Annotated in this window: 16 protein-coding genes; all 16 read right to left on the bottom strand. The window is 47.4% G+C overall.

The window, feature by feature from the left end:
- Positions 1–11: 11 nt before the first annotated feature.
- A complete protein-coding gene (locus tag HF894_RS00445; RefSeq protein ID WP_204970717.1) occupies positions 12–1,718 on the bottom strand; it encodes an acyl-CoA dehydrogenase family protein in 1,707 nt (568 codons plus the stop codon).
- Positions 1,718–2,737 carry an electron transfer flavoprotein subunit alpha/FixB family protein gene (locus HF894_RS00440; protein WP_204970716.1) on the bottom strand — a complete coding sequence of 340 codons (1,020 nt, stop codon included), beginning with the start codon at positions 2,735–2,737 and terminating at the stop codon, positions 1,718–1,720. Before HF894_RS00440 ends, HF894_RS00445 begins: the two co-directional genes overlap by 1 nt.
- Before the next feature lie 6 nt (positions 2,738–2,743).
- Entirely contained in the window at positions 2,744–3,631 is an 888-nt protein-coding gene (locus HF894_RS00435) for an electron transfer flavoprotein subunit beta/FixA family protein (RefSeq protein WP_204970715.1), read from the bottom strand.
- Positions 3,632–3,912: 281 nt separating this feature from the next.
- Complete coding sequence (locus HF894_RS00430; RefSeq protein WP_021847062.1) at positions 3,913–4,557, bottom strand: outer membrane beta-barrel protein; 645 nt, start codon at positions 4,555–4,557, stop codon at positions 3,913–3,915.
- A 16-nt stretch (positions 4,558–4,573) separates the two neighbouring features.
- Positions 4,574–5,194: a DUF4136 domain-containing protein gene (locus HF894_RS00425; RefSeq protein WP_204970714.1), complete on the bottom strand. Its 621-nt coding sequence runs from the start codon at positions 5,192–5,194 to the stop codon at positions 4,574–4,576.
- A gap of 46 nt (positions 5,195–5,240) precedes the next feature.
- Positions 5,241–5,795 carry a DUF4251 domain-containing protein gene (locus HF894_RS00420; RefSeq protein WP_204970713.1) on the bottom strand — a complete coding sequence of 185 codons (555 nt, stop codon included), beginning with the start codon at positions 5,793–5,795 and terminating at the stop codon, positions 5,241–5,243.
- A gap of 310 nt (positions 5,796–6,105) precedes the next feature.
- Positions 6,106–8,568: a glycoside hydrolase family 3 N-terminal domain-containing protein gene (locus HF894_RS00415; RefSeq protein ID WP_204970712.1), complete on the bottom strand. Its 2,463-nt coding sequence runs from the start codon at positions 8,566–8,568 to the stop codon at positions 6,106–6,108.
- A 14-nt stretch (positions 8,569–8,582) separates the two neighbouring features.
- Positions 8,583–10,532: a family 20 glycosylhydrolase gene (locus HF894_RS00410; protein ID WP_204970711.1), complete on the bottom strand. Its 1,950-nt coding sequence runs from the start codon at positions 10,530–10,532 to the stop codon at positions 8,583–8,585.
- A gap of 42 nt (positions 10,533–10,574) precedes the next feature.
- The gene (locus HF894_RS00405) at positions 10,575–12,992 is read right to left on the bottom strand and encodes a beta-galactosidase (protein WP_246593085.1); all 2,418 of its coding nucleotides are present in this window, start codon (positions 12,990–12,992) and stop codon (positions 10,575–10,577) included.
- Positions 12,961–15,072 carry a glycoside hydrolase family 2 protein gene (locus HF894_RS00400; RefSeq protein WP_204970710.1) on the bottom strand — a complete coding sequence of 704 codons (2,112 nt, stop codon included), beginning with the start codon at positions 15,070–15,072 and terminating at the stop codon, positions 12,961–12,963. The genes HF894_RS00405 and HF894_RS00400 overlap by 32 nt, the downstream gene beginning before the upstream one ends.
- Before the next feature lie 18 nt (positions 15,073–15,090).
- Positions 15,091–15,879 (bottom strand): beta galactosidase jelly roll domain-containing protein, encoded by a 789-nt coding sequence (locus HF894_RS00395; protein WP_204970709.1) that lies wholly within the window; start codon positions 15,877–15,879, stop codon positions 15,091–15,093.
- A complete protein-coding gene (locus HF894_RS00390) occupies positions 15,876–18,620 on the bottom strand; it encodes a sugar-binding domain-containing protein (protein ID WP_204970708.1) in 2,745 nt (914 codons plus the stop codon). The genes HF894_RS00395 and HF894_RS00390 overlap by 4 nt, the downstream gene beginning before the upstream one ends.
- Before the next feature lie 106 nt (positions 18,621–18,726).
- Positions 18,727–18,852, bottom strand: coding sequence for a hypothetical protein (locus HF894_RS15250; protein WP_262899881.1), 126 nt, complete (start codon positions 18,850–18,852; stop codon positions 18,727–18,729).
- Between the two features lie 270 nt (positions 18,853–19,122).
- The gene (locus tag HF894_RS00385) at positions 19,123–19,911 is read right to left on the bottom strand and encodes a DUF4469 domain-containing protein (RefSeq protein ID WP_204970707.1); all 789 of its coding nucleotides are present in this window, start codon (positions 19,909–19,911) and stop codon (positions 19,123–19,125) included.
- A gap of 147 nt (positions 19,912–20,058) precedes the next feature.
- Positions 20,059–20,424: a hypothetical protein gene (locus HF894_RS00380; protein WP_204968623.1), complete on the bottom strand. Its 366-nt coding sequence runs from the start codon at positions 20,422–20,424 to the stop codon at positions 20,059–20,061.
- Between the two features lie 36 nt (positions 20,425–20,460).
- On the bottom strand, positions 20,461–22,086 hold the full coding sequence (locus HF894_RS00375; RefSeq protein ID WP_204968622.1) for a RagB/SusD family nutrient uptake outer membrane protein: 1,626 nt from the start codon (positions 22,084–22,086) through the stop codon (positions 20,461–20,463).
- Between the last annotated feature and the right edge of the window lie 21 nt (positions 22,087–22,107).

Raw genomic sequence — 22,107 nt, 5'->3', positions numbered from 1 at the left:
GCGGACACGTATCACTTGCGGTAGCTTTCCAACTCTTCGGCCTTGAACTTGCGGATGAAGTTGAAGTGCTTCTCTACTTCGGCCTCAGCGTAGTTGACATAAACTTGTGCTGACTGGGCGAAGAGTTCGGGAGCTTTTGTAGCATCCTGGATGATGAGCTGTGACATCACGCAGTCGGCGGCCATCTCGTAGAGGCGGCGTGCGGTGAAGTCGAGCAGTTCCTGGTTCTGGGCTTCCTTCACGGCGTTGGTGCAGGCTTCCAGCTTGTTGGTCATCTCCTTCACACGGTCCATCAGCGGCTGCATGGCTTCGCTGCATGGGATTTGTTCGTACTCACGCAGGATGGAAGCGTATGTGCCGTTTGTCACGTAGCGGATGGCGGCCACCGTCTGCAGCTGGGTAGTACCTTCGTAGATGCTCGTGATACGTGCGTCGCGGTAGATGCGCTGGCAGGCATATTCCATCATGAAGCCGCTTCCGCCGTGAATCTGGATACAGTCGTAGGCGTTCTGGTTGGCGTATTCGGAGTTCATACCCTTGGCCAGCGGTGTGAAGGCGTCGGCCATCTTGGCATACTTCTTCTGCTCCTGACGTTCTTCGGGCGTCAGCTTGCGCTCGCGGGCGATGTCGTCCAGCGCCTTATAGATGTCGACGTAGCGTGAAGTCTGGTAGAGCAGCGAGCGGCCGGCGTCGAGCTTGGCCTTCATCGTAGCCAGCATGTCGTAAACGGCGGGGAACTCGATGATGGCCTTGCCGAACTGCTTGCGGTCTTTGGCATAGGCCAGACCTTCGTTGTAGGCTGCCTGGCTGAGGCCGACAGACTGTGCGGCAATACCCAGACGGGCACCGTTCATCAGCGCCATCACATATTTGATCAGACCCAGCTTGCGGTCGCCGCAAAGTTCGGCCTTGGCGTTCTTGTAAACCAGTTCGCAAGTGGGTGAACCATGGATACCGAGCTTGTTCTCGATACGGCGTACGTCCACACCGCCGTCGCGCTTGTCGTAAATGAACATGGAGAGGCCGCGACCATCGTGTGTACCTTCTTCGGAGCGGGCCAGTACGAGGTGCAGATCGGCGTCGCCGTTGGTGATGAATCGCTTCACACCGTTCAGGCGCCAACACTGGTTAGCCTCGTCGTAGGTAGCTTTCAGCATGACGCTCTGCAGGTCGGAACCGGCATCGGGCTCGGTCAGGTCCATAGACATGGTTTCGCCGGCGCAGATGCGGGGAATGAAACGGCTGTGCTGGTCTTCGTTACCGAATTCATACAGCGTCTCGATACAATCCTGCAACGACCAGATGTTGCCGAAGCCGGCATCAGCCTGGGCCACGATCTCCGCACACATGGTGTAGGGAGTGATGGGGAAGTTGAGGCCACCGTAGCGGCGCGGCATGGTCATGCCGTTCAGGCCGGCCTTCACCATGGCGTCGAGGTTCTGTTTCGTACCGCTGGCATATTCCACACGGCCGTTGGCACAGTGGGGACCTTCCTCGTCCACGCCTTCTGCGTTGGCGGCAATCACCTCGCCGGTAATCTCACCGGTGATTTCCAATACTTTATCGTATGAGTCCATCGCGTCGGTATAGTCCTGCGGCGCGTAGTCGTACTCATCCTTGTCTTTATAGTTGCGTTCCTTGAGTTCGCAAATGCGTTCCATCAGCGGGTTGTTCAGATGGAAGCGCAATTCCGGGTGTTCAGTATAAAAGTTTGCCATTACTTACTGTTCTTTTTGTAGTACTTAATCATTTTAGGAATTACCTCTTCCACCGTTCCATTGATGACATAGTCGGCAATGGCGTTGATGGGAGCGTTCTCGTCATTGTTGATAGAGATGATGATACCTGCGTCCTGCATACCAGCGATGTGTTGGATCTGGCCGGAGATACCACAGGCAATATACAGCTTGGGATGAACCGTTACACCAGTCTGACCGATCTGACGGTCGTGGTCGACAAAGCCGGCATCGACGGCAGCACGGCTGGCACCGACCTCAGCGTGAAGTTCCTTGGCCAGTTCGAACAGCATGTCGAAGCCTTCCTTCGAGCCCATACCATAACCTCCGGCCACTACGATGGGAGCGCCTTTCAGGTTGTGTTTGGCCTTCTCCACGTGGCGGTCAATAACCTTAACTACATAATCCGTTTCGGGCACGTACTTGGCCACATCGTGACGGATTACTTCCCCCTGATAGTTTTCGTCGAGAATCTCTTTCTTCATCACGCCTTCGCGGACAGTAGCCATCTGCGGACGGTGTTCGGGGTTGACGATGGTGGCTACGATGTTACCGCCGAAAGCAGGACGGATCTGGTAGAGCAGGTTTTCGTAAGTCTTGCCGAGCTTCTTGTCCTCGTGGCTACCGATTTCCAGCTGTGTACAGTCGGCGGTCAATCCGCTGGTCAGGGCCGAAGATACACGCGGGCCGAGGTCACGGCCGATGACGGTGGCACCCATCAGGCAGATCTGAGGCTTCTCTTCCTTAAACAGGTTGACAAGGATGGAAGTGTGGGGCAGGGAAGTATAAGGGAAGAGACCCGGAGCGTCGAACACGTGTACGCGGTCTACGCCGAAAGGCATCACTTGTTTTTCTACACCTTCGAGGCCGGTGCCGGCGCAAATGGCTTCCAGCTGGCAGCCCAATTCATTGGCTAACTTACGGCCTTTGGTCAAAAGTTCGAGACTGACGTCGGCAACATGGCAGCCGTCCATCTCACAATATACAAATACGTTGTTCATAATTCTTTATCCGATAGTGTGGTTAGCCAAAAGTTCAACAATCAGGTTTTCTACATCCGCATCGCTGCCTGTCAGGGTCTTGCTCTCCTTGGCCTGGAAGACGATATTCTCGATTTTCTTCACCTTGGTGGGCGAACCGCTGAGACCGCATTGCTTGGTATCGCCGTTGACGTCAGCCACGCTCCACTCCGTGATGTTCAGATAGGGGCGCTGTTCGTAGAGCGAAGCATAGGGCAGTTCAGCACCGTCTTTAGTCAGAGCAGCTTTCTCCTGTCCGCCCATGGCACGTTTGTACTTCTGCACCAACTTGGCGTTGCGCGGACGGCAAGGAGCGGCACTACCGTTCACGGTGAGCACAATGGGCAGCGGACCTTCTACGGTCTCCACGCCACCATCGATATGGCGCTTCACGCGGATACGGCCGTTCTTCACTTCCTGGATTTCCTCTACGTACGTAATCTGCGGCAAGCCCAGCTTTTCGGCCACCTGCGGGCCTACCTGTGCCGTGTCGCCGTCGATGGCCTGGCGGCCGCCGAGGATGATGTCATACTCGCCTATCTTGCGGATGGCCGTGGCCAGTGCATACGAGGTGGCCAGCGTGTCGGCACCGGCAAAGGCACGGTCGGTCAGCAGATAGCCGCCGTCGGCACCGCGGTAAAGTCCTTCGCGAATGATTTCGGCTGCACGTCCCGGTCCCATGGTGAGCATGGTGACGGTCGATCCCGGGTATGCGTCTTTCAGACGTAGCGCCTGCTCCAGCGCATTGAGGTCTTCCGGATTGAAAATGGCCGGAAGGGCCGCACGGTTGATGGTACCGTCGGCGTTCATGGCATCCTTGCCCACACAGCGGGTGTCGGGCACTTGTTTTGCCAATACTACGATTTTCAAACTCATGATATTAAATAATTAGTATAAGTATTTCTCTTTTTTATTTCTGTCAACTGTCAATATATAGTTGGCTATCAGCCTGCAAATTTACGGAAAGTGTCGGGTTTGGCAAGAAATAGGGACAGAAAATGCACAATACAGACGGGAATGAGCAATTACACCCTGTTCCCCTACCCATTTTCCTCCTGTTATTTACAAGAAAAGCCCGCAAGTTTGCCAAAGATTATGACAAGCCTGCGGGCTCTTCAAATAAATCACAGAATATAAAAAGGACGGTCTGTCCTCGTTCAGAACAAGACACCCAGGCGGAACCCGACGTTGTTCTGTCCCTCAATATCGACAGTCAATGTCTCTGCCCGGTTCGTCGCATAACTATAGTAACCGGCAATATGGAAGCCCCAGTTCTTCTGTAAGTTCGGATAGATTTTGAGGCCAACTTCAGGCGAGGCATAAAATCCCCAGCTGGTATCATAAAGACCACCTGTACCAAAGTAAGTAGTATAACGGCCAAACATGGCTCCCAGCTTGACGCCGACATAAGGGCGGACGTTCGAATTCGTGCAGAAGGTATAAGCCGTCGTGGCTCCGAAAGGTAATTGGAAAGCCGAGCGTTGCTGGTCCGTAGTCAGGCTTTCGGTTGGCGAAAGACTGATGGTCTGGCGCCCTACGTAGCTATGATTGGTATGAAACGAGAGGAACGCACCAGCCGAAAAATGGGACGTCACGTCGTAAACGCCTTCAAAATTCATACCCCAGCCACTGATTTTGTCAGTGAAATCGGTAGCCAGAGGAGCATTCATCTGCCAATCTACGGCAAAGTGTACTTTTCGCTGCGAAGCATATTGAGCCTGTGCTTGTGGAAGGAAGGCCAGCAGCATGCAAGCTGCCAACGCTAGAGTCTTCAGTATGTTTTGGTTATATATTGTTTTCATTGTAAACCTCCGTTTCTTATTTGTTAGACTGAATATAGGGTGACTGCTCAAAAGCCTGTCCAATGGCCTCGGTCATCAGGCGGATATCGTAATTCGAATTATATTGGTAACCCGATGCGTCAGCATACCATACCACAGGCAATTTGGCATTCTCTTCTCCCCCATCCGAGAGGTCTACCATTTCCATAACCAGCGTATTGGTATCATAGCTATAGTTGACAGTGTAAGGATAGTACCAGCCGCCCCACCAGGGACCCCAATAGCCGTAATCCCACCAGCCACCCCACCAACCGCTGGAGATATTTACTCGCTGGGCGATATAGGAAAGCTGTACACCAAGGTCAGCCTCCGACTTCAGTTCAGGGTCAGTGATCCGTTGATAACCACGACTATTCATTTCAGCCACTACAGCATCAATAAGTTTTTGCGCATTCTCGTCTTTCCAGTATGTAGCGTGGTGACTTCCTGCCTCCAGAATACTGTCCGGCAGGAAATAAGTCTGGAATTTACTGAAATCCGTCTCGCTGTCATAATCGGTGTAAACCACCATATCCGAATCCAGTTGTCCCAGATCGGGATCTTTTTCACATGCCGCAATCGTCAGCGCCATGCAAGCCAATAATAAAATCTTTTTCATAAATTTCTATAGTTAAGTTTATTGCACATCATTTGTCCTGTCCTTCTCATAGAGAACGTCCTTTGAATACGCTACTTTTTTCGATCGGCACGATCACACCGTTAAGCGTCATGCGATTCGAATTGAAGTTAGGCGTAATGCTGACCGTAGCCTTGTTACTTCCCTCATAGAGCGTGATGTCCACACGAGCCGAAATACCTGTACCCATCACGTTGATAGAAAGCGAGATATTTCCTTTCTTGTCCTTTTTCAGCTCATAGTCCGAAAATATCCCTTCTACAGTCACACCGCCCAGTCCATTCGGACCACTGACAGGGATATTGAAAGCAGTCTGCACAACGGCATGGTCATCCTTCACCGAAACAAAGTTGGTATTAGCCGTCACATGTGCCGTTTGTCCATACTTGAATATCACCTGATCAGCCTCCAGTGTGAAAGCGCGGTTGTTAAGAGCCTCTTCTGCCTCATCGTGCAGATACTTGTCAATACGTTCCTGCAAGGCTTTCTTTTCAACCTTTGTCAATTCCTTTTCTTCTTGTGCTGCGGCGCTCCCTGCCAGCATGAGCAGGAACATCGCCATCATCCATGTCAAATTCTTCATCGTTCACATTTTTTCTGCCGGGCAACATTACCCAAGCTTTATTATTAAAACAAAATCCATGCCTTTTTACTGCTTGTATTTTGACTAATAATGCTTAAGCAGAAGCATTTTTATCCTTTATTCAAGCATCTCAAGATTTCTTTATTTTTGCGGAAGTAAAAGTAATGGTTATTACTGTTGCAATCATGAAAAAACTACCGAAGTGTAAAAAAGCCCTGCCGAAATGACAGTAGAAATAAGACGATACAAAAAGAGCCAGCTCTCGCATTTTCATGCAGAAGCTGGCTCTTTCATTTTAGAAACTCCTTCGTTATTCCTTTTCTTCCTTGAAGTTCGATTCATCAATCATCTTTCCTTTTTCTATAGGCTGAAGATCTCCATCCGTTGCGATATCCGAACGATAGTAGAAACTATCAGCCAGACGAATGTCCTCGTATGAGCTGCCCACCATCACTTTGAACTCGCCAGGTTCTACTACCCGTTCCTTCTGTTCGTTAATAAGTATCAAATCATCGGGAACGATGTTGAAAGTGATTTCCTTACTTTCACCTGGCAGCAAATGGATACGTTCAAATCCCCTAAGATTCTTCTCATAGGTGGTGGTAGAACTTACTACATCGTTGACATATAGCTGTACCACTTCGTCTCCAGCCACACTTCCCGTATTAGTCACTCGGCACGATACTTTGACATGAGCGGTCTGGGTGTGAATACTGTCTATCTTCAAATCATCATAACGGAAAGTTGTATAGGATAATCCATGTCCGAAGCAATACAGTAATCCTTTGTTGGCAACCGAATGATATTTCATAGGTTCCCAATTAGCATTGGGCTTGGTCGGTATATTCATTGGAAGCTGGCCGACCGTTTTTGGCCAAGTACCGGTAAGTTTGCCTCCAGGATTATAGTCTCCCTTCAATGCTTCTGCAATGGCCAGTCCACCTTGTGCACCCGGATATCCAGCAGCCAAAATACCTTTGCAATAACGATCAGCGAAGTTAATAGTTGCGGGACGTCCCCAGATGAGAACCAACACAACAGGTTTTCCTGTCTTTACGACTGCTTCGAGCAACTGTTCCTGATGTCCGGGCAAATCTAGGCTGCTACGTGTACGGCTTTCGCCGGATGTGCGTTGGTTATCTCCCAATACCAGTACGGCCACGTCACTGCGGCGTGCCAGTTCTACGGCTTCCTGTATGGATTGTTGTTCGCCGGTCGTCAGGGTGTCGCACATCAGTTCGTTTTCGGGCCAACCCGGGTTTACGATATCGATACCTTTGACGTAATTGATTTCTACATCATCATGTTGATAGACACTTTTGAGTCCGTCGACTACACTATAAAAACGTTCGAAGCCCATCGGACCATAATGTGCTGGAATGTAATCTTTCGAGTCGGCATTGGGACCGATGACGGCAATCTTGCGGTATCGGGTCTGGAGGGGAAGCATGTTATCAGCATTCTTCAACAGTACGAGGCATTCACGCGAAGCCCGCAATGCGGTATTCAAGTGATCTTCGCATGAAACGATATCGGAAGCCTCCTTGGTAGAACCGGTATAGGGATTGTCGAACAAGCCCAACCAGAACTTAACATACAAGACATCTCTTACCAATTCATCTACCCTCTCCATAGATAGCTTGCCTTCCAGTACCAATTCGCGAATATTTGTGATGTATTCAGTAGGATCATTGAACTCGGTGCGTACATTCAGTCCTGCCTCTATAGCCTTACGCCCAGATTCCTTATAATTGGGGGTAACCTTGTGTACACCATTCAAACGGCCAATAGCATAGCTGTCTGATACTACATAACCCTTGAATCCCATTTCTTTACGCAGAACTTCTGTCAGATAATGATAATTACCGGCCATAGGTACCCCGTCGTAGTCATTGTAGGCACACATCACGCCCAAAGCGCCTGCTTCCTGAAAGACTTTCCGGAAGGGGTATTCATGAATATAATACATTTCCGAAGGAGTAATATGAGGATCAGTACGCGAATCCCATTGACGGGCCGCCTTACAGTCACCGTAACCGACATAGTGTTTGGGAGTGGATACAACCCGCTGGCTCTGTATACCTTTGCTCATGGCTACTCCGATACGTGCTACTAAATAGGGATCTTCACCGATAGACCCTTCCCACCGCCCCCAGCGTTGGTCTCTCGCTACATCCAGAATAGGGGCATAGATGTTGGTGTAGCCCATGGCACGGGCTTCCCGGCCTTCAATGACACCTTGCATATAAGCCAGTTCCTTGTCCCATGTACATCCCAGTCCATTCATCGACGGAAAACTGGTTGCACTACGCGCGCATAGACCTCTAATTCCCTCATTTGTAAAATCCACAGGAATACCCAATCGAGTATATTCCACAAAGAAACGTTGAGTTTCGGCCAGCGCCGTGGCCAATGTATTCGGATCTCCAATTTCCTTGTTCAGGTGTTCGTCTACGTTGGCTATTCCGTCTTTCAGTATATTTGTTTTCCATGCGGCGGTAGGTACGCTGTCTTCCAGAGCTTTCTTGTAACCGTAATAGGTAGCCAGTTGGCAAGTCTTTTCATCCAGGTTCATTTGTGAAAGCAGGTCGTCGATTCGTTTCTCGATATTCTGTGTCGGGTCTTCATAGATGTCCTTCTTTCCGTTTTTGTTAAAGTCGATCCAGCCCTTTTTATAGATTTCCTTTTTGTGGGGAAATGGATCTTGAATTTTTCTAGCTAAAGCCGGAAAGCACATTCCGGCGCATAATAACATGACTGTCAATCTTTTCATTTTCATCTCATTTACTATTGTTGTTGAAATACTTTCAAATTGGTTACCCGACTTTTAAAGTTTCCCGATTTTTCCAATGGAAACACCAGTGTGCGTACATATTTCATGGAGTCTTTCCCCCCGTTGAAATATTGGCGACCTATTTGCATGTCTTCTATCAGTTTGTTGTTGATATAAAGACGTGTTGAACGGTTGTCACCTTCCACGCAGACTTTTACCTGTTCGTCTTTTACCCGATAGGGGAAGGTGTTCAGATAACCGTCGCGAGCAAATCCCATCATGCCTTTGATGGGGTCGGACAGATAGAATACGGCTGTAGGCGAGCGGAACAGTTCTGTACCGTAGGCTTCAGGTTGTCCTTGCAGGTCGAATTCGATTCGATAGCCGTATCCGGCTTCCCGATAAGGCAGAGTCGAATTGGGGTGTATTTGGGATTGTTCATAAACCAGTCCTTGTCCTTTTCCTATCTTTCCCCTTTGATTAACTCCTGGTGCTTCACTTAGTTGCTTGCGTTCTTGATCGAAAGCTTCAAAGGGTAATACCGGGTGTGCTCCAGTCCACATCTTTACAGCCAATGTCTGTACGGCAGGGAATACACGGTCGTGAATGTCTTTAGTTGAAATGCCATTGCCAGCATGATCGTTCCAGACGGCAAACATGCCTCCCAGAATGGAGGGATGTTTTTCTTCGAAAACAGCCTTCCCGATACGGGCAGGCGTCCATTCCTTGTAAAGCCGTTCGGTGTTCAGATAGTCATAATAATATCCGGCTGCGGGTACGATGTATAACCATCCGTCGGGGATACTTATCAGCTTGTAGCCTTGTCTGATCATTTCTGCCGGGTCGGCATATCCGTTGTACCAGGCGTTCATAATGACATTTTCCGACTTGACCGGTGTTTTTCCGGCGGCATGCGTCAGTGCGCCCCAAATACATGCCTGCTTGCCGAACTTCTCAACATATTTGATGTAGTGGTCGGTGAAGTACCTGAACTTTTCGACTACAGCCGTGTCCTTGTTGGAGTATTCGTCCGTACCGATGTGTACCTGTTTCCCTCTGAAAACCGGATTCTCCCCTTCCAGATATTCCTTGAAGAGATTGTCTACAAACTTATAGGTCTCCGGATTGAACAGGTCCAGATGGTCCATTCCGTATTTCTGACTCCCTATTTCGGGTTTGTATTGGGTAAAGGCCAGTGAATGGGCAGGGACATCGATTTCGGGGATGATGTTGACGAACTTGCTTTCGGCCAATATCTGCAGGTCGATGAACTCTTGTTTCGTATAGGAGCCGTCTTGTGCCGTCAGTCCCGGATAGGTGTCACACTCCAGTCGGAAGGCAGAGTAAGTCTTCATCAGATCCCAGTGATAAAACCGCGGAAAGGCATTGTCATTCAGGTGTATCTGGAAAGTGTTCATCTTGTAGTAGGACATGATCCGGACGTAATCCTGAAGAAATTCTAGGGGGATGAACTTTCGACCGCAGTCCAGCATGAAGCCGCGCACAGCATAGTCGGGCCAGTCGGTAATGGTACCACAGGGCAGTGCGTGTGTATCATTCTGTTCCATGATTTGTAGCAGTGAACGTGTTCCCCAATAGATACCGACAGCTTGCGGAGCGGTTATGCGGACTTTTTTACCGATGTTGATTTCGTATTCTTCCGGTGAATGTTTAGGACGTTTAGTGTGGAGTGTCAGTTCGATGTCTCCCGGACGAGCTTTGTCGGTGCTGACAGTCCATATGCTGCCGAACATAAGATGAAGATCTTCGGCAAAGGTGATTGCAGTAGCTTTCAGTTCCGGCTGACGGGCGCTATAAACAACACGTCCTCCATCGGTGGGCGTGAATGTACCTTCAGCACTTTTCCATTCTTTCAGTTCGGGGATGACGAAAGGCTTGTTTTCTTGTGCGTCAACTAGGATATGGACACACAAAAACAAAAGAGTAACGAATATTTTAAACATAATTCTCTACAACTTAAAATTAAGTACTAAATTGAGTATGATTTATTTGCGGTTACGAAACAAAAAGAATTGAGGACGTCCATATAACCGAAAGTCTTTAATACAACCGGCAGCCTGTGAATTACGTAACTTTATACGTATTCCTCCGATCACTTGTATTTCTCCTAAATCTATAATCAACTGATGAGGAAAATGAGAAGCAGTGCTTTGCCATTGAGAATGCCAATAAGAATGTACATCACCATCTATCAACTGGTCAGCATACCCTTCGCCCTTCTGTTCCGTGCTGGCATATAATATTTTCCAATAATCTTTCGAAAGGCTCTTTCCTTCTCCGTCCAGCAATTCTATTTCGCTAATACAAGAATGTTTTCCATCATAAGACGACAAGACTTCTAAACATAAATGCCGCAACGTTTTTTTTCCATTAAACATAAATGTCTGCCAGTCTGCATTTTTCTCCATCTGTCCTTCATAAATTTGGTCTCCTCTGTCCAATATGGGTTCTTGCTCATCATATTTTGTTTCGCGCTCTGGTGCATTTTTATCTTTTCTAACATCGTTTAATATTGGCTTGTCCAATCCGCATACAGTACGACATCCTTGATCTTCCATTTCGAATATTACGATTTCATTTTCACCTTCTTTAAGCCAAGGTCCCGGCACATATAAGGTCTGTTGAGGTCCTATATACCAAAATTTACCCAAAGAATGCCCATTAATCCATGCCGCTCCTTTTCCCCATCCACGTACGTCCAGGAAGGTATCGCCAATCTTATCCAAATGGAACGTACCTTTAAAGAAGGCTGGAGATCCTTTGACCGAAGCGTCATTCCAGTTGAATTTTCTCACATCAGCCTGATAAAGCGGAAGGGGACTGACTATCCACCCTTCTACTTCTTTACCATTCAACAATACTTTATCCGTAATACCTTTTAAGTTATTCTGAATATCTTCCCCATAATTCACACGTCCAACATTCTCTACAAGAATTTCAAGCCGTGCCGGAATTTCATCAACAGAAATCCGCAATTTATTCTGCCGATGTCTTCTATCCAAACTTCCTACATATTTGCCGTTCAACAAAACAACAGCATAGTCGCGCAAATCTTTTAGTACCAGAATACCGTCTTTAATCTGTTCGGTCAACTCTGTTTCATAATGGATGTATCCAAAATCCTGATGGACAGCTTCCATTGTTAAAGGAACACGAGTTTTGATTCGTTTCGTAAATGCGGCAGACAATGGAGCGGACTGTGCCAATTTCACAGTCGGAAAGGATATGATTGGATTTTCTTCTGGTACGTCAGGAAGCTTTTCTCCTTCAGGTAGATATTTCTGAATAACTTCACGAAAAGCATAATACTTCGGAGTAGCATTTCCATACTCTCCTAAAGGCGCATCATAATCATAACTGGTAGGTTGAGGAGCATACCCATAAGCTGTATTGGCTCCATTAGTATAATCAAAATTGGTACCTCCATGGAACATATACATACTGACCGATATACCATGTTGCAACATCCAATCCAGCTGCTTGGCCGGTTTTTCATAATTACGAACAGAATGAGGTTGTCCCCAAACATCAAACCAAGCTGGATAAAATTCTGCCACGAAATAAGGACCACCGGGAACATAATTATCCAAAGTCTGTATAATATCCTCGCCTGTAGAACCATTGATTGTAGGCCAAACGCCTTCTATAGAACCGGCGGCTATCTGTCCACCACCATCACAAGTTATGAGCGGGACATTAAATCCAGCATTCCGCAACATATCCCGCAATTTACTTAAATACTCCTTATCATTACCATAAGATCCATATTCATTTTCCACCTGCACCATCAATATAGGGCCTCCATTAGAAATAGTAAGATCACCTACTTCTTTTCCCAATCTGTTAATATACCGTTCGCAAGCATTCAGAAACTTTGGATCCCGGCTTCTATATACCATGTCTTCATTCTGTTGAAGCCATGCCGGATAACCGCCAAAGTCCCATTCAGCACAAACATAGGGTCCCGGACGTAATATAACATACAGACCTTCTTCTTGGGCAATTTTTACAAATTTACCCAAATCAGCTTGTCCCTCGAAATCGAATACTCCAGGCTGACGTTCATGTATATTCCAAAACACATAAGTAGAAATTGTATTTATACCCATCGCTTTGGCACGCCTAATGCGGTCGCGCCAATATTCTTGCGGAATACGCGGATAGTGCATTTCGCCACAAATGAGTTGGACAGATTTCCCGTTCAGATAAAAAGCATGGTCTCTAATTTGGAAAATTCCTTTTTCTTCATTACATGCTCCACCTAAAAAAGCAATAATAGTTAAAAGTAGATAATTATATATTACTCTTCTCATATAATTTACTGTTTCTATTTTCTTTTTATCTATAACTAAAAATTCAGTTACACACTTATTAAAGGCCAAAATGTTCATTTGGGTTTTCATATACATTCATTTTTCGGTCACTTTCTCCGCCATAGTTCCATTCTATACGATCACGGTACACTTTCCCATCGGGAGCTGTTACTATGGCTTCCACCACATTCTTTCCCATGTCCAACGTAGCATCAAACACGTAATGTATTTGAGTGTATCCCTGATGCATGGTGGTCAGTTCCTTACCATTCAAATAGACTTTGGGAATTCCTACGTTGGAATATACAGTCACATGTGTATTTTTTCGTTCGCGGTTTATATAACGACGTTCAGTCAGATAGACCACAGGATCTCGACTCCAGTTAGCTTTGTAAAAATAATAAGCATCTTTCTTTATTTTTCGATCGAAAGTCACTAAACCTTTCATATTACGCGCAGGGATACATCCACCGACTCTTGTAGGAACAGCAAAATCGAACATATTCCAAAAATAGGAAGCGATGATGTAGGGATGCTCAGCTATTACACTCCACTGGTATTCATGTAGCTTTGTTTCAAAAGTTTCAGGATAAAACTGTCCCCAAGGATTTCCAGACTCGGCCAATTGCTCGGTTTGATGTGTCACGACCCCACCAGCCCCATATTCAGTCAGCATCAGTATCTGCTCAGGATATTTCTTTTCCAGTTCCTCCACCCAAGGTTTGATATCTTGTATTTTCTTTTCATACCAACCGAAATAACGATTCATCCCCTGAATATCGGAATTAAAGTTCACAGGATGTTCCGCATGGCCATAACCGTTGACAGCAGCAGTATAACGGTCGGGATCTTCTGTCTTGGCCAGTTCGTGCAGTTCCCTCGTCAACATTGCCGTATATTCATGCGGTTCATACACTTCGTTGTGCAGTCCCCATGCATAGATAGATGGATGATTGAAGCTCTGACGAATCAGTTCGCGCAACTGAGAATGCGCATTTTCCCTTTCTTGCCCAGTCACACGATTTACAAAAGGAATTTCTGCCCAAATAATAAGTCCTAAGCTGTCACATTTCGAGTAGATATAATCCGACTGCTGATAATGGGCAAAACGCACGGTAGTAGCACCAATGTCCATAATCATGGCAAGATCGGTGTCATGCTCCTTATTACTGAGAGCACTACCCAACCCCCACCAATCTTGATGACGAGTCACACCATACATGGGATATTTTTCACCGTTCAGGAAAAAGCCTTTTCCAGCCACGATTTCATAGTGCCGCAAACCGAGTGGTTGTACCATTTCGTCGACGACCCTGTCATCCTGTATCAAACGAGTCACTACCTTGTAAAGATAGGGATCTTTACGTCCTTGCCACAGATGAGGTTTCTTCACAGTAAACTCTGACACGTAGTCTTTGATACCTTGAGGCGAAAGACGAATGTCCTGTACATCCGAACAAACTTTTTTCCCCTCCCGAGTATAAATAGCGTTCTCAAGTTTCACTTGTGAGGGTTGCCAAGTACCATTGTCCAGTTTCACTTTTATCTTCACATCTGCACTTTTAGAAGAAACATTATTTTGAGTGATATAGACGCCAGACGAAGCATAGTCAGACAAAGTAATACTACAAGGTTCAGTAACAATCAACCAAACAGGACGATAAATACCTCCATAAACACCGAATAAGCTATGATTGACGGGGATAACATCCGGACGGGATGCATTGCTCACCTTGACCACAATCTGGTTATTTTCACCATATTTCAAGGCATTGCCCATTTCACAAACGAAAGCCCCATAAGCACCTTTGTGGCTACCTACCAACTTACCATTCACGTAAACTTCAGCACAACTTCCTACACCTTCAAATTTCAAATAGAGACGTTTTCCTTTCAGTTCGGCAGGACAGAAGTATTCTTTTCGATAGTAGGCTTCGCCTTCGTAGAAGTTCCGTTCGATTTCCTGCATGTCACGAGCATTCCAAGTGTGAGGCAGGGTAACAGGATTCCATTTCCGCTTCCATTGGTTTTGGGCGGACACGATATTGTTTGCAAAGGGGCCTTTAATAAACTGCCATCCTTCGTTGAAACAGGTAATTTTACGTGCCTGCGCTACAGGACAAAATAGCACTGCGACGAGAAGTAAAATAAACAGGTATTTTTTTTTCATAGAAATTTATTTGTCGGATTAGTTGAATATAGGTTTGTCAGTCAGCTTCATGGTACGCTTTCCGTTATTCTTCAAATCAAATACTATTAGCGTATTTTCACCATTTTTCAGCATCGAAGCGGGAACGGGCAATGACTGTTGGGCATTCTGTTCCCAGTATGTGCCCAAATATTCGCCATTGAGCCATACTTCACCCATGCCCCACCCTCTGATGTCCAAATGCCATTCTCCACCAGTCGGGGCAGTGAATGTTCCTCGGTAGAAGCAAGGACGATGAGGTTCCTCCATCGGTCCAAAGTTCAGCTGGTCCACCCCGTCACAGGCATGAATAGCCAACGGAGTGACTATCCAACCTGTCAACGGTTCAGCATCCAGCGTGGCTGTGCCGAACAAGCCTTTCGAATTGTCCAATATTTCGGGGCCGTAAGTGATACGGCCGATGTTTTCAGCATAGAGTTGCATCGTATGCGTTCCGTCTGTTGCCTGGAATGTCAGGCTACGGGAATCATTATCCAATTCACCCACAGTTTCCCCATCCAGGCAAACTACCGCATAGTCGCGCACATTTTCTATTTCCAGCGTGGCCTTACCTCCGCTGACGGTCACTTGAGTTTCATAGAGAGCATATCCACCTGCATCCATGCCCAAGTCGTTCATAGAAGGCAGTTCCTCCCATTCCTGGCTTTCCTCGCTCATTTGTTCCAGCGAAGCAGCCTCTTTGAAAAGAATTTCCTGTGCTGTCACCTTGCTTGCAGGAACAAGCCCGGCAAGCATCAAAATGGCTGTCAATAATTGTTTCTTCATCATTTCTTGAAGGTTTGTTTAGTGGTAAGGAATGAATCGATGAAAGCGGTGTCCAATTCCACCTGCGGATTGAACTTCTCACTTTTCACATAGCGGTCAATGCTTTCCAGCAACTGACAGGTAGCAGGACGTTTGTCCATGTCTTTTTGCGTGTCCAGCGCCAGCACTAACAGCTTACCTCCGCCTACCCGTGCCTCAAAACCGATACCCAATTTGCGGTTGCTATCATAGGAGTCGATAGTTTGGATAAAAGGACGCAAAGCTTGCGGAGTCTCTTGCAGTTCGATAACCTTGGCATAGTTCAGTATGTCCCACCACTGCCAATCGGGATGATTCTCGGTGACAAAATGGTCGAACACGGGACTGTCATCATGGATAAGCCACCCTAACGTCATGGGTGCCCACTTGAACATAATAGGGTTCCAGAAGTGATTGTGGAACGAAGAACGACGCCCTTTCACTTGTTTCGGATTAGGCAATAAGACAACTTTCTTCCCAGCCTGTAGCTGCTGCTTGGCCACAGCATCGAAAGTTGTGGTGTAGAGTACATCAGCGGTGGATTGCATCAGCTGCCCAGTTTTGGGATAAACCCAAATGTCCCAACTGTTAACATAATCCTTACCTACGAGCAATTGTACAGTCAGCTTCTGCGGTTCTGATCCTTCAGGTAGTATACAGCTGAACGAACCTGCTCGTATTACAGTATCACACAAAAAGGTTTGCGTCTTCAGCTTGCCTTGCCGCAGTGTCTTACCCTGTTCATCCAGCAGTTGCCAAGACACTTTGGAGTTCTTCAAAGAGCGATCGCTAAAGTTATAGACTTCTGCTACGGCTTCAAAAGTCTCTCCACCATTCCAAACACGTTTCTCAAAACGAAGTAGAGGTACGGTGGGCGAACAAAAGTGGCGGAACTCTTCAGGGGTAATCAATCCTTTTGAATCCCAAAAGGGATCAAGAATGCCCACCGGCGCATAACCTTGTTCAGGCAAGTCGTTGATAGAGAGCAACTGAAAGCCGGCTGAAGTAGAAGTGCGAAGCTGTGCTTCAATGACATCCTTGTACTCGAAGACAGTCTGCGCACCCGAAGCACGAAAGAAATCATCAGCCTGATCACCCATACCATTAGCTTCCAACTGACTACGGAACTTTTCCAAGTTGCGCGCTTCAACGGGGCCATCAAACTTAGCGATGATGCTGTAGTCCGGATAAACACAACGCTGGCCGGTTTCATGCGAAATGACAGGTACGTCAATGTTTGTTCCCTTGCAGATGTCCCAGTCGGTATAGGGACGGCCTTCATAGACGGTAGCGCCACCACTTGTAGTCTGATGAGTGGTATAGAACTGGTCGGAAGCCACACGCTTGCGAGCAGTGGATCCGCTGAAGAGATGACGACTGTCATGCTCCCGACCGTAGCGGGTCAACTCTTCGATAAAGTCAAAATCACCACTTATCTCATTACCATTACAATAGAGTATGAAAGAAGGATGATTGCCATATTCTTTCAGGATAGCCTTCTGTTCACGACGGAAGAAGTCCCAACGGGCAGGTTCGCCCGGTTCTCCGTCTTTCCCCCACATGGGCAGTTCCACCTGTAGGTATACACCCAGCTTGTCCGCCATGCGGAAGGCGGCCGCAGGAGGACACCAGGAGTGGAAACGCATGTGATTCATACCATAATCTTTGAGGATACGGAAAATACGTTCCCACGACGCGTCGTCCACCGGAGCATAGCCAGTCTTAGGAAAGACTGCATTCTCCACCGTACCACGTAAGTGTATGGGATGGCCATTGACAAGAACATGGTTCTTGCCCTGTGCCACTTCACGCATACCGAAGGTAACCTCCTTCTCATGCTCATAATTGGTTTCTCCAACACTGGTCAGGAGTTTACACTCCACACGGTATAGATTGGGATGAAACTCGTCCCACAACTGAATGTCCTTACCCAAGGCAATTTTACCTTCAAAGCTGACAAGACTGTCCTTGCCGTTCACGGGCAGTTCGCGGGTCAGATTGTATCCGTCATCACCCGTTATATGGAAACGCGCGGTGCCTTCAAAAGGCTTACCGGTGTAGTTGCGTATTTGCAAGCGAGCAGTGACAGTCTTTTCCGTCACATCAGGATAGAGTTGCATATCATCGACATAAACGGGATCAACGGCAATAAGCTTCATTTCACCCAAGATACCGTTCCAGTTGATTTGGGTGAACTCTGTGTGTGCGTGATTCCACTTGTGCGTATCATACTGATACCGATTGTCAATACACAAAGTGATGAGATGCGTTTTTCCGGGCTTCACGAAGTCTGTCAACTCATGGCAATGAGGGACACTTATGTAATCCAACTTGCTAACCTCCTTCGTATCCACGAAGATAGAGCTAAGCCAGTGAGTACGCTCGAAGTACATGAAAATACGCTTGCCCGCCCATTCTTTTGGGAAAGCAATTTCACGCTGGTACCAGGCGGGCCCCATGTATTCATACTTACGCGTTAAGCGGTCAATGTGACAGTAAGGTGATTTCCATCCTATCTGGTAATCATCCGTAATGGCAGGTAGGACGATAGTATCTTGCAGGCGATGCATGTAGCGTACATCGAGCGAGCCGCGACGGAAATCCATAAAATCGGTCTGGAAGCCCCATGTGCCGGAAAGATCCACTTCCTGCGTCTGGGCATTAAGTCCACTTGCCGTCATCCATAAAGCCGCGGACAATAAGGGGTATAATAATCCTTTTTTCATAAGTTTGGTTGTTTAAAATTTGGTTTCCATAATGTGCTTAATCAAGGGTTGTATGACTGCCGTTCCCAAGCTTGCCGCCCCAGCTGCTGTAGACCGGTCGTTTTGCTCAAACGGGAAAGGCTTTTCCGTTTTCCTTCACTTTCTGGGGATGGGGAGACAATTGAGGGATGGCAGCCTCCGACAGGCCGAAACCGATGCAGAGACTGAATATAAAGAGTAGTAGTCTATTCATGATTAAAATGTTGGAAATGTCTATCTGGAAAATGTTATCCTGAGAATCAATCTTTACCCCAAAGCAATACCTCGATTGAAAACAAGCTTCTTAATCTTGTCTATTTTATGAAGAGTTTATCTACTTCCAAATAAAGAGTTTATCCACCGGTAGATAAGGAGCTTATCTGCTCCCGGATAAAGAGTTTATCCACCGGTAGATAAAGGGCTTATCTGCTCCCGGATTAGAGGCTTATCCACCGGCAGATAAAGTCCCTATCATTCGGTAAAGTTACAGCGGGCTTCCACCTTCTTCTTCATCTCCGCCGCCGGGTTCTCCTCCTCTGGCTGGCGCCTGACCGATGTAGAGCGTTTTGGTGACGCTCCGCGGTGTCTTCAGCAGCTGTCCGCTGCTGTACTGTGTGGTTACGGTCAGCTTATATTCGCCGTCTGCCAGTCCGGCAGGGATAAGGAAGATGAGTTTCGAAGGCTGGTTCAGGGCTATCATGTCATCGGTGATGCGGGTCACTTCGCCCTCGGCGTCGGTCAAGGTAATGCCTACCGAAGGATCGTCGCCCGCCAGCTTGATGCGCTGTCCCGTCAGCGTAAAGTTACGGCCGGCTGTAGCGGTGAAGCCTGACAGACTGGTAGCCGTATCGGTACCTCCTGCCACATACATGGCACTTCCCTTTTCGCCCACGATATTCACCGTAGTGGCTTCGATGGCTTCACGCAACTCCTTGCCCTGCGTCATAGCGATACGGATACTGTTGCGGGCTGGGTCGAAGACGTTGTTTTCCACCGTTCCGGTGAACTGTGCCACGGCGCTGAACAGGCCCGTGTTCACGCGATAGCCCGTCAGGAGCAATTTCTTCAGAACGCGCTGTTCCAGGTTGATGACGGCCTCGACGGTTTCACGCTCCAATCCAGGATTGATTTCCATGATTTCGCTGATAAGGCGTTGCTTGTCTGCCGTTCCGGCACTGACGAGGGTCAGAATCTTGTCGTCTTTGTCGTCTACGGTCAAAGTATTATCTGCCAGTTGTGCATTCAGGGTATATTTGATGTCGGTTGTTGCCATGGTATGATTCGTTTTTCTTGGTTAATAGATAAATTCGGTTATTTTATGAAGAATATACACCAGTCAGGATAGGGAGATTTAATACCCTGACTGGTATCATATTTTAATTTTACTACTTCATAAATGTTTTTTAATTTTCAAAACTATTCAATTCTTTGCATGTATATCCTCAACAGCGGTTTGATTATTTATCAAAATTAGTGTACGTCCATCTTCTTTCAAGAAGAATTTTTCTTGCACCCTCAACGTATCGTCAATTATAATTTCCAACTGCGTGGACTGAGGACGAGGTGCCAATGATTTGACGTTCCCTGTGCGAAACATAAGTGTATGCTCCGTAATAGAATCGTTCGCATTGTTGTATTCAATCATTTTCAGCGAACTAACAGAATTCAAATCAAATACTCCTCGCTCATAATCAACGGTATATAATCTTTCTTCATCATCTTGACAAGCTGTATTTACGAACAGGCAGGCTACAAAAAGCAGCACAAAGTTGAATATCTTTTTCATTGTTACAAAACTTTTTAGTAATGAAAATACGTTTACTTATTGTTCCCAGCCCGGATTCTGCGGGAATTCGGCTCCTGTATTGGAGTCGATAACACTCTGCGGAATGGGCCACAAGAGGAACTTGTCGTCCCAGCGGGGAGCAACCCGGTCATTGTACTTCACGGAACGTTCCTTCAGAATACCCAGACGCGAGAGAGTGAAGCGGCGCAGCTCCTCACCGGCCAACTCACGGATACGCTCGTCTGCCAGGAAGTCTTTTGTCACATCGGCTGCAGTGATTTCGCTGGCTCCGGCACGGCGGCGCACTTCGTTGATGGCGTCGGCAGCCCCCTGCGTATCACCCTGGTTCATTCGGGCTTCGGCCAGCAGCAGGTAGGTCTCGGCCAGACGGAACTTCATGCGGTCTTTCGTATTGCCACCATAGCCTTCGTCGCCACCACGTCCGATGACGCCATAGAAGAACTTCGTAATGGCCGGACAAAGCTTGCCAGCCTGCCAAAGATCATCGGTCATTTCACAGGGCTTGCCGTAAGTATCCGTTACATCAGGGTTATTGTAATACCAATGACGCTTGATGTTGTATTCAGAGTTACGGATATCTGTATCCTCAAAGAAATGGCTGTCGTTGCCAATCCACCAGGGCAGTCCCATGAGCTGGGCCAATCCGCGTCCGCCTAAAGAATCGGCAATCTGGAAGCCGGCGATATCCCAGTATTTGGGCACCCAGGCACGCTTGGTCCAGTCTTCACTCTCATCACCGCCGCCAATGACATTGTATTCGAGCTGCATCACCCAGATGGACTCCATGTTGTCCGACGTACGATTCTGATTGTTTTCCTTAAAAAGATCAGAGAACACATCGCCCGGTTCTTTGGTTTGTGTACCGAAACGCTCCTTCATCAGGTGGAAGTAGCCGGAATTGATGACCTGTTCGGCTGCATCTTCGGCTTCGGCATTCATGCCGGCCATCAGATAGACTTCACTCAACAGATGCAGGGCTGCCCATTTGGTCAGGCGTCCCGGCAGTACGGCATCCGGATCTTTAGGAAGGTTTTCTGCGGCAAATTTCAGGTCATCAATCATGTGACCCAATACCTCATCCTTTGGCGTACGGGTGAAGTCGATGCGGAAATCGCGTTCCACCTTGTCCACATACGGCACGTCGCCATACAGATAAACCAAATAACGGTAGGCATATGCACGGAAGAAACGGGCTTCGGCCTGGAAACCTATTTTGTCTGTTGGTTTGTCCCATGCCACATCAGGATGTTCTGAATATTCCAATATCAGGTTGGCATTGGAGGCCAATCCGTAGCCAAACTCCCACCATGACTTGATAAAAGAAGTCTGTGGTGTGTACGACAGATTATCGAACACTTGCAACGTACCGTCATTGTGCCCGGTGTTGGCCAGGTCGGTACCTATCTGGAGTACTTCGTAAGGCGTGGCACCTCCGTGGCTGTAAGAATTACCTTCACCGCCCCAGCAGTTCCATTCCGAACGGCAATATTCATACAGGCCGGTGACACCCACTTCAAAACCATGGGTACTGGTATACGTGTTGCTTGGAGCGAGCGAACCCTTCAGGTTTTCGTCCAGAAAATCTGAACAACTGCTCAATGCGAGCAGGGAAGCAATGGCTATATATCCTATCTTTTTCATTTTCATATCTTGTTAAGTTTT

The organism is Caecibacteroides pullorum, assembly GCF_019239235.1.
Classification (GTDB): domain Bacteria; phylum Bacteroidota; class Bacteroidia; order Bacteroidales; family Bacteroidaceae; genus Bacteroides; species Bacteroides pullorum.
Note: the sequence above shows the minus strand (reverse complement) of the source record. Positions and strands in the feature narration are given on the sequence as shown.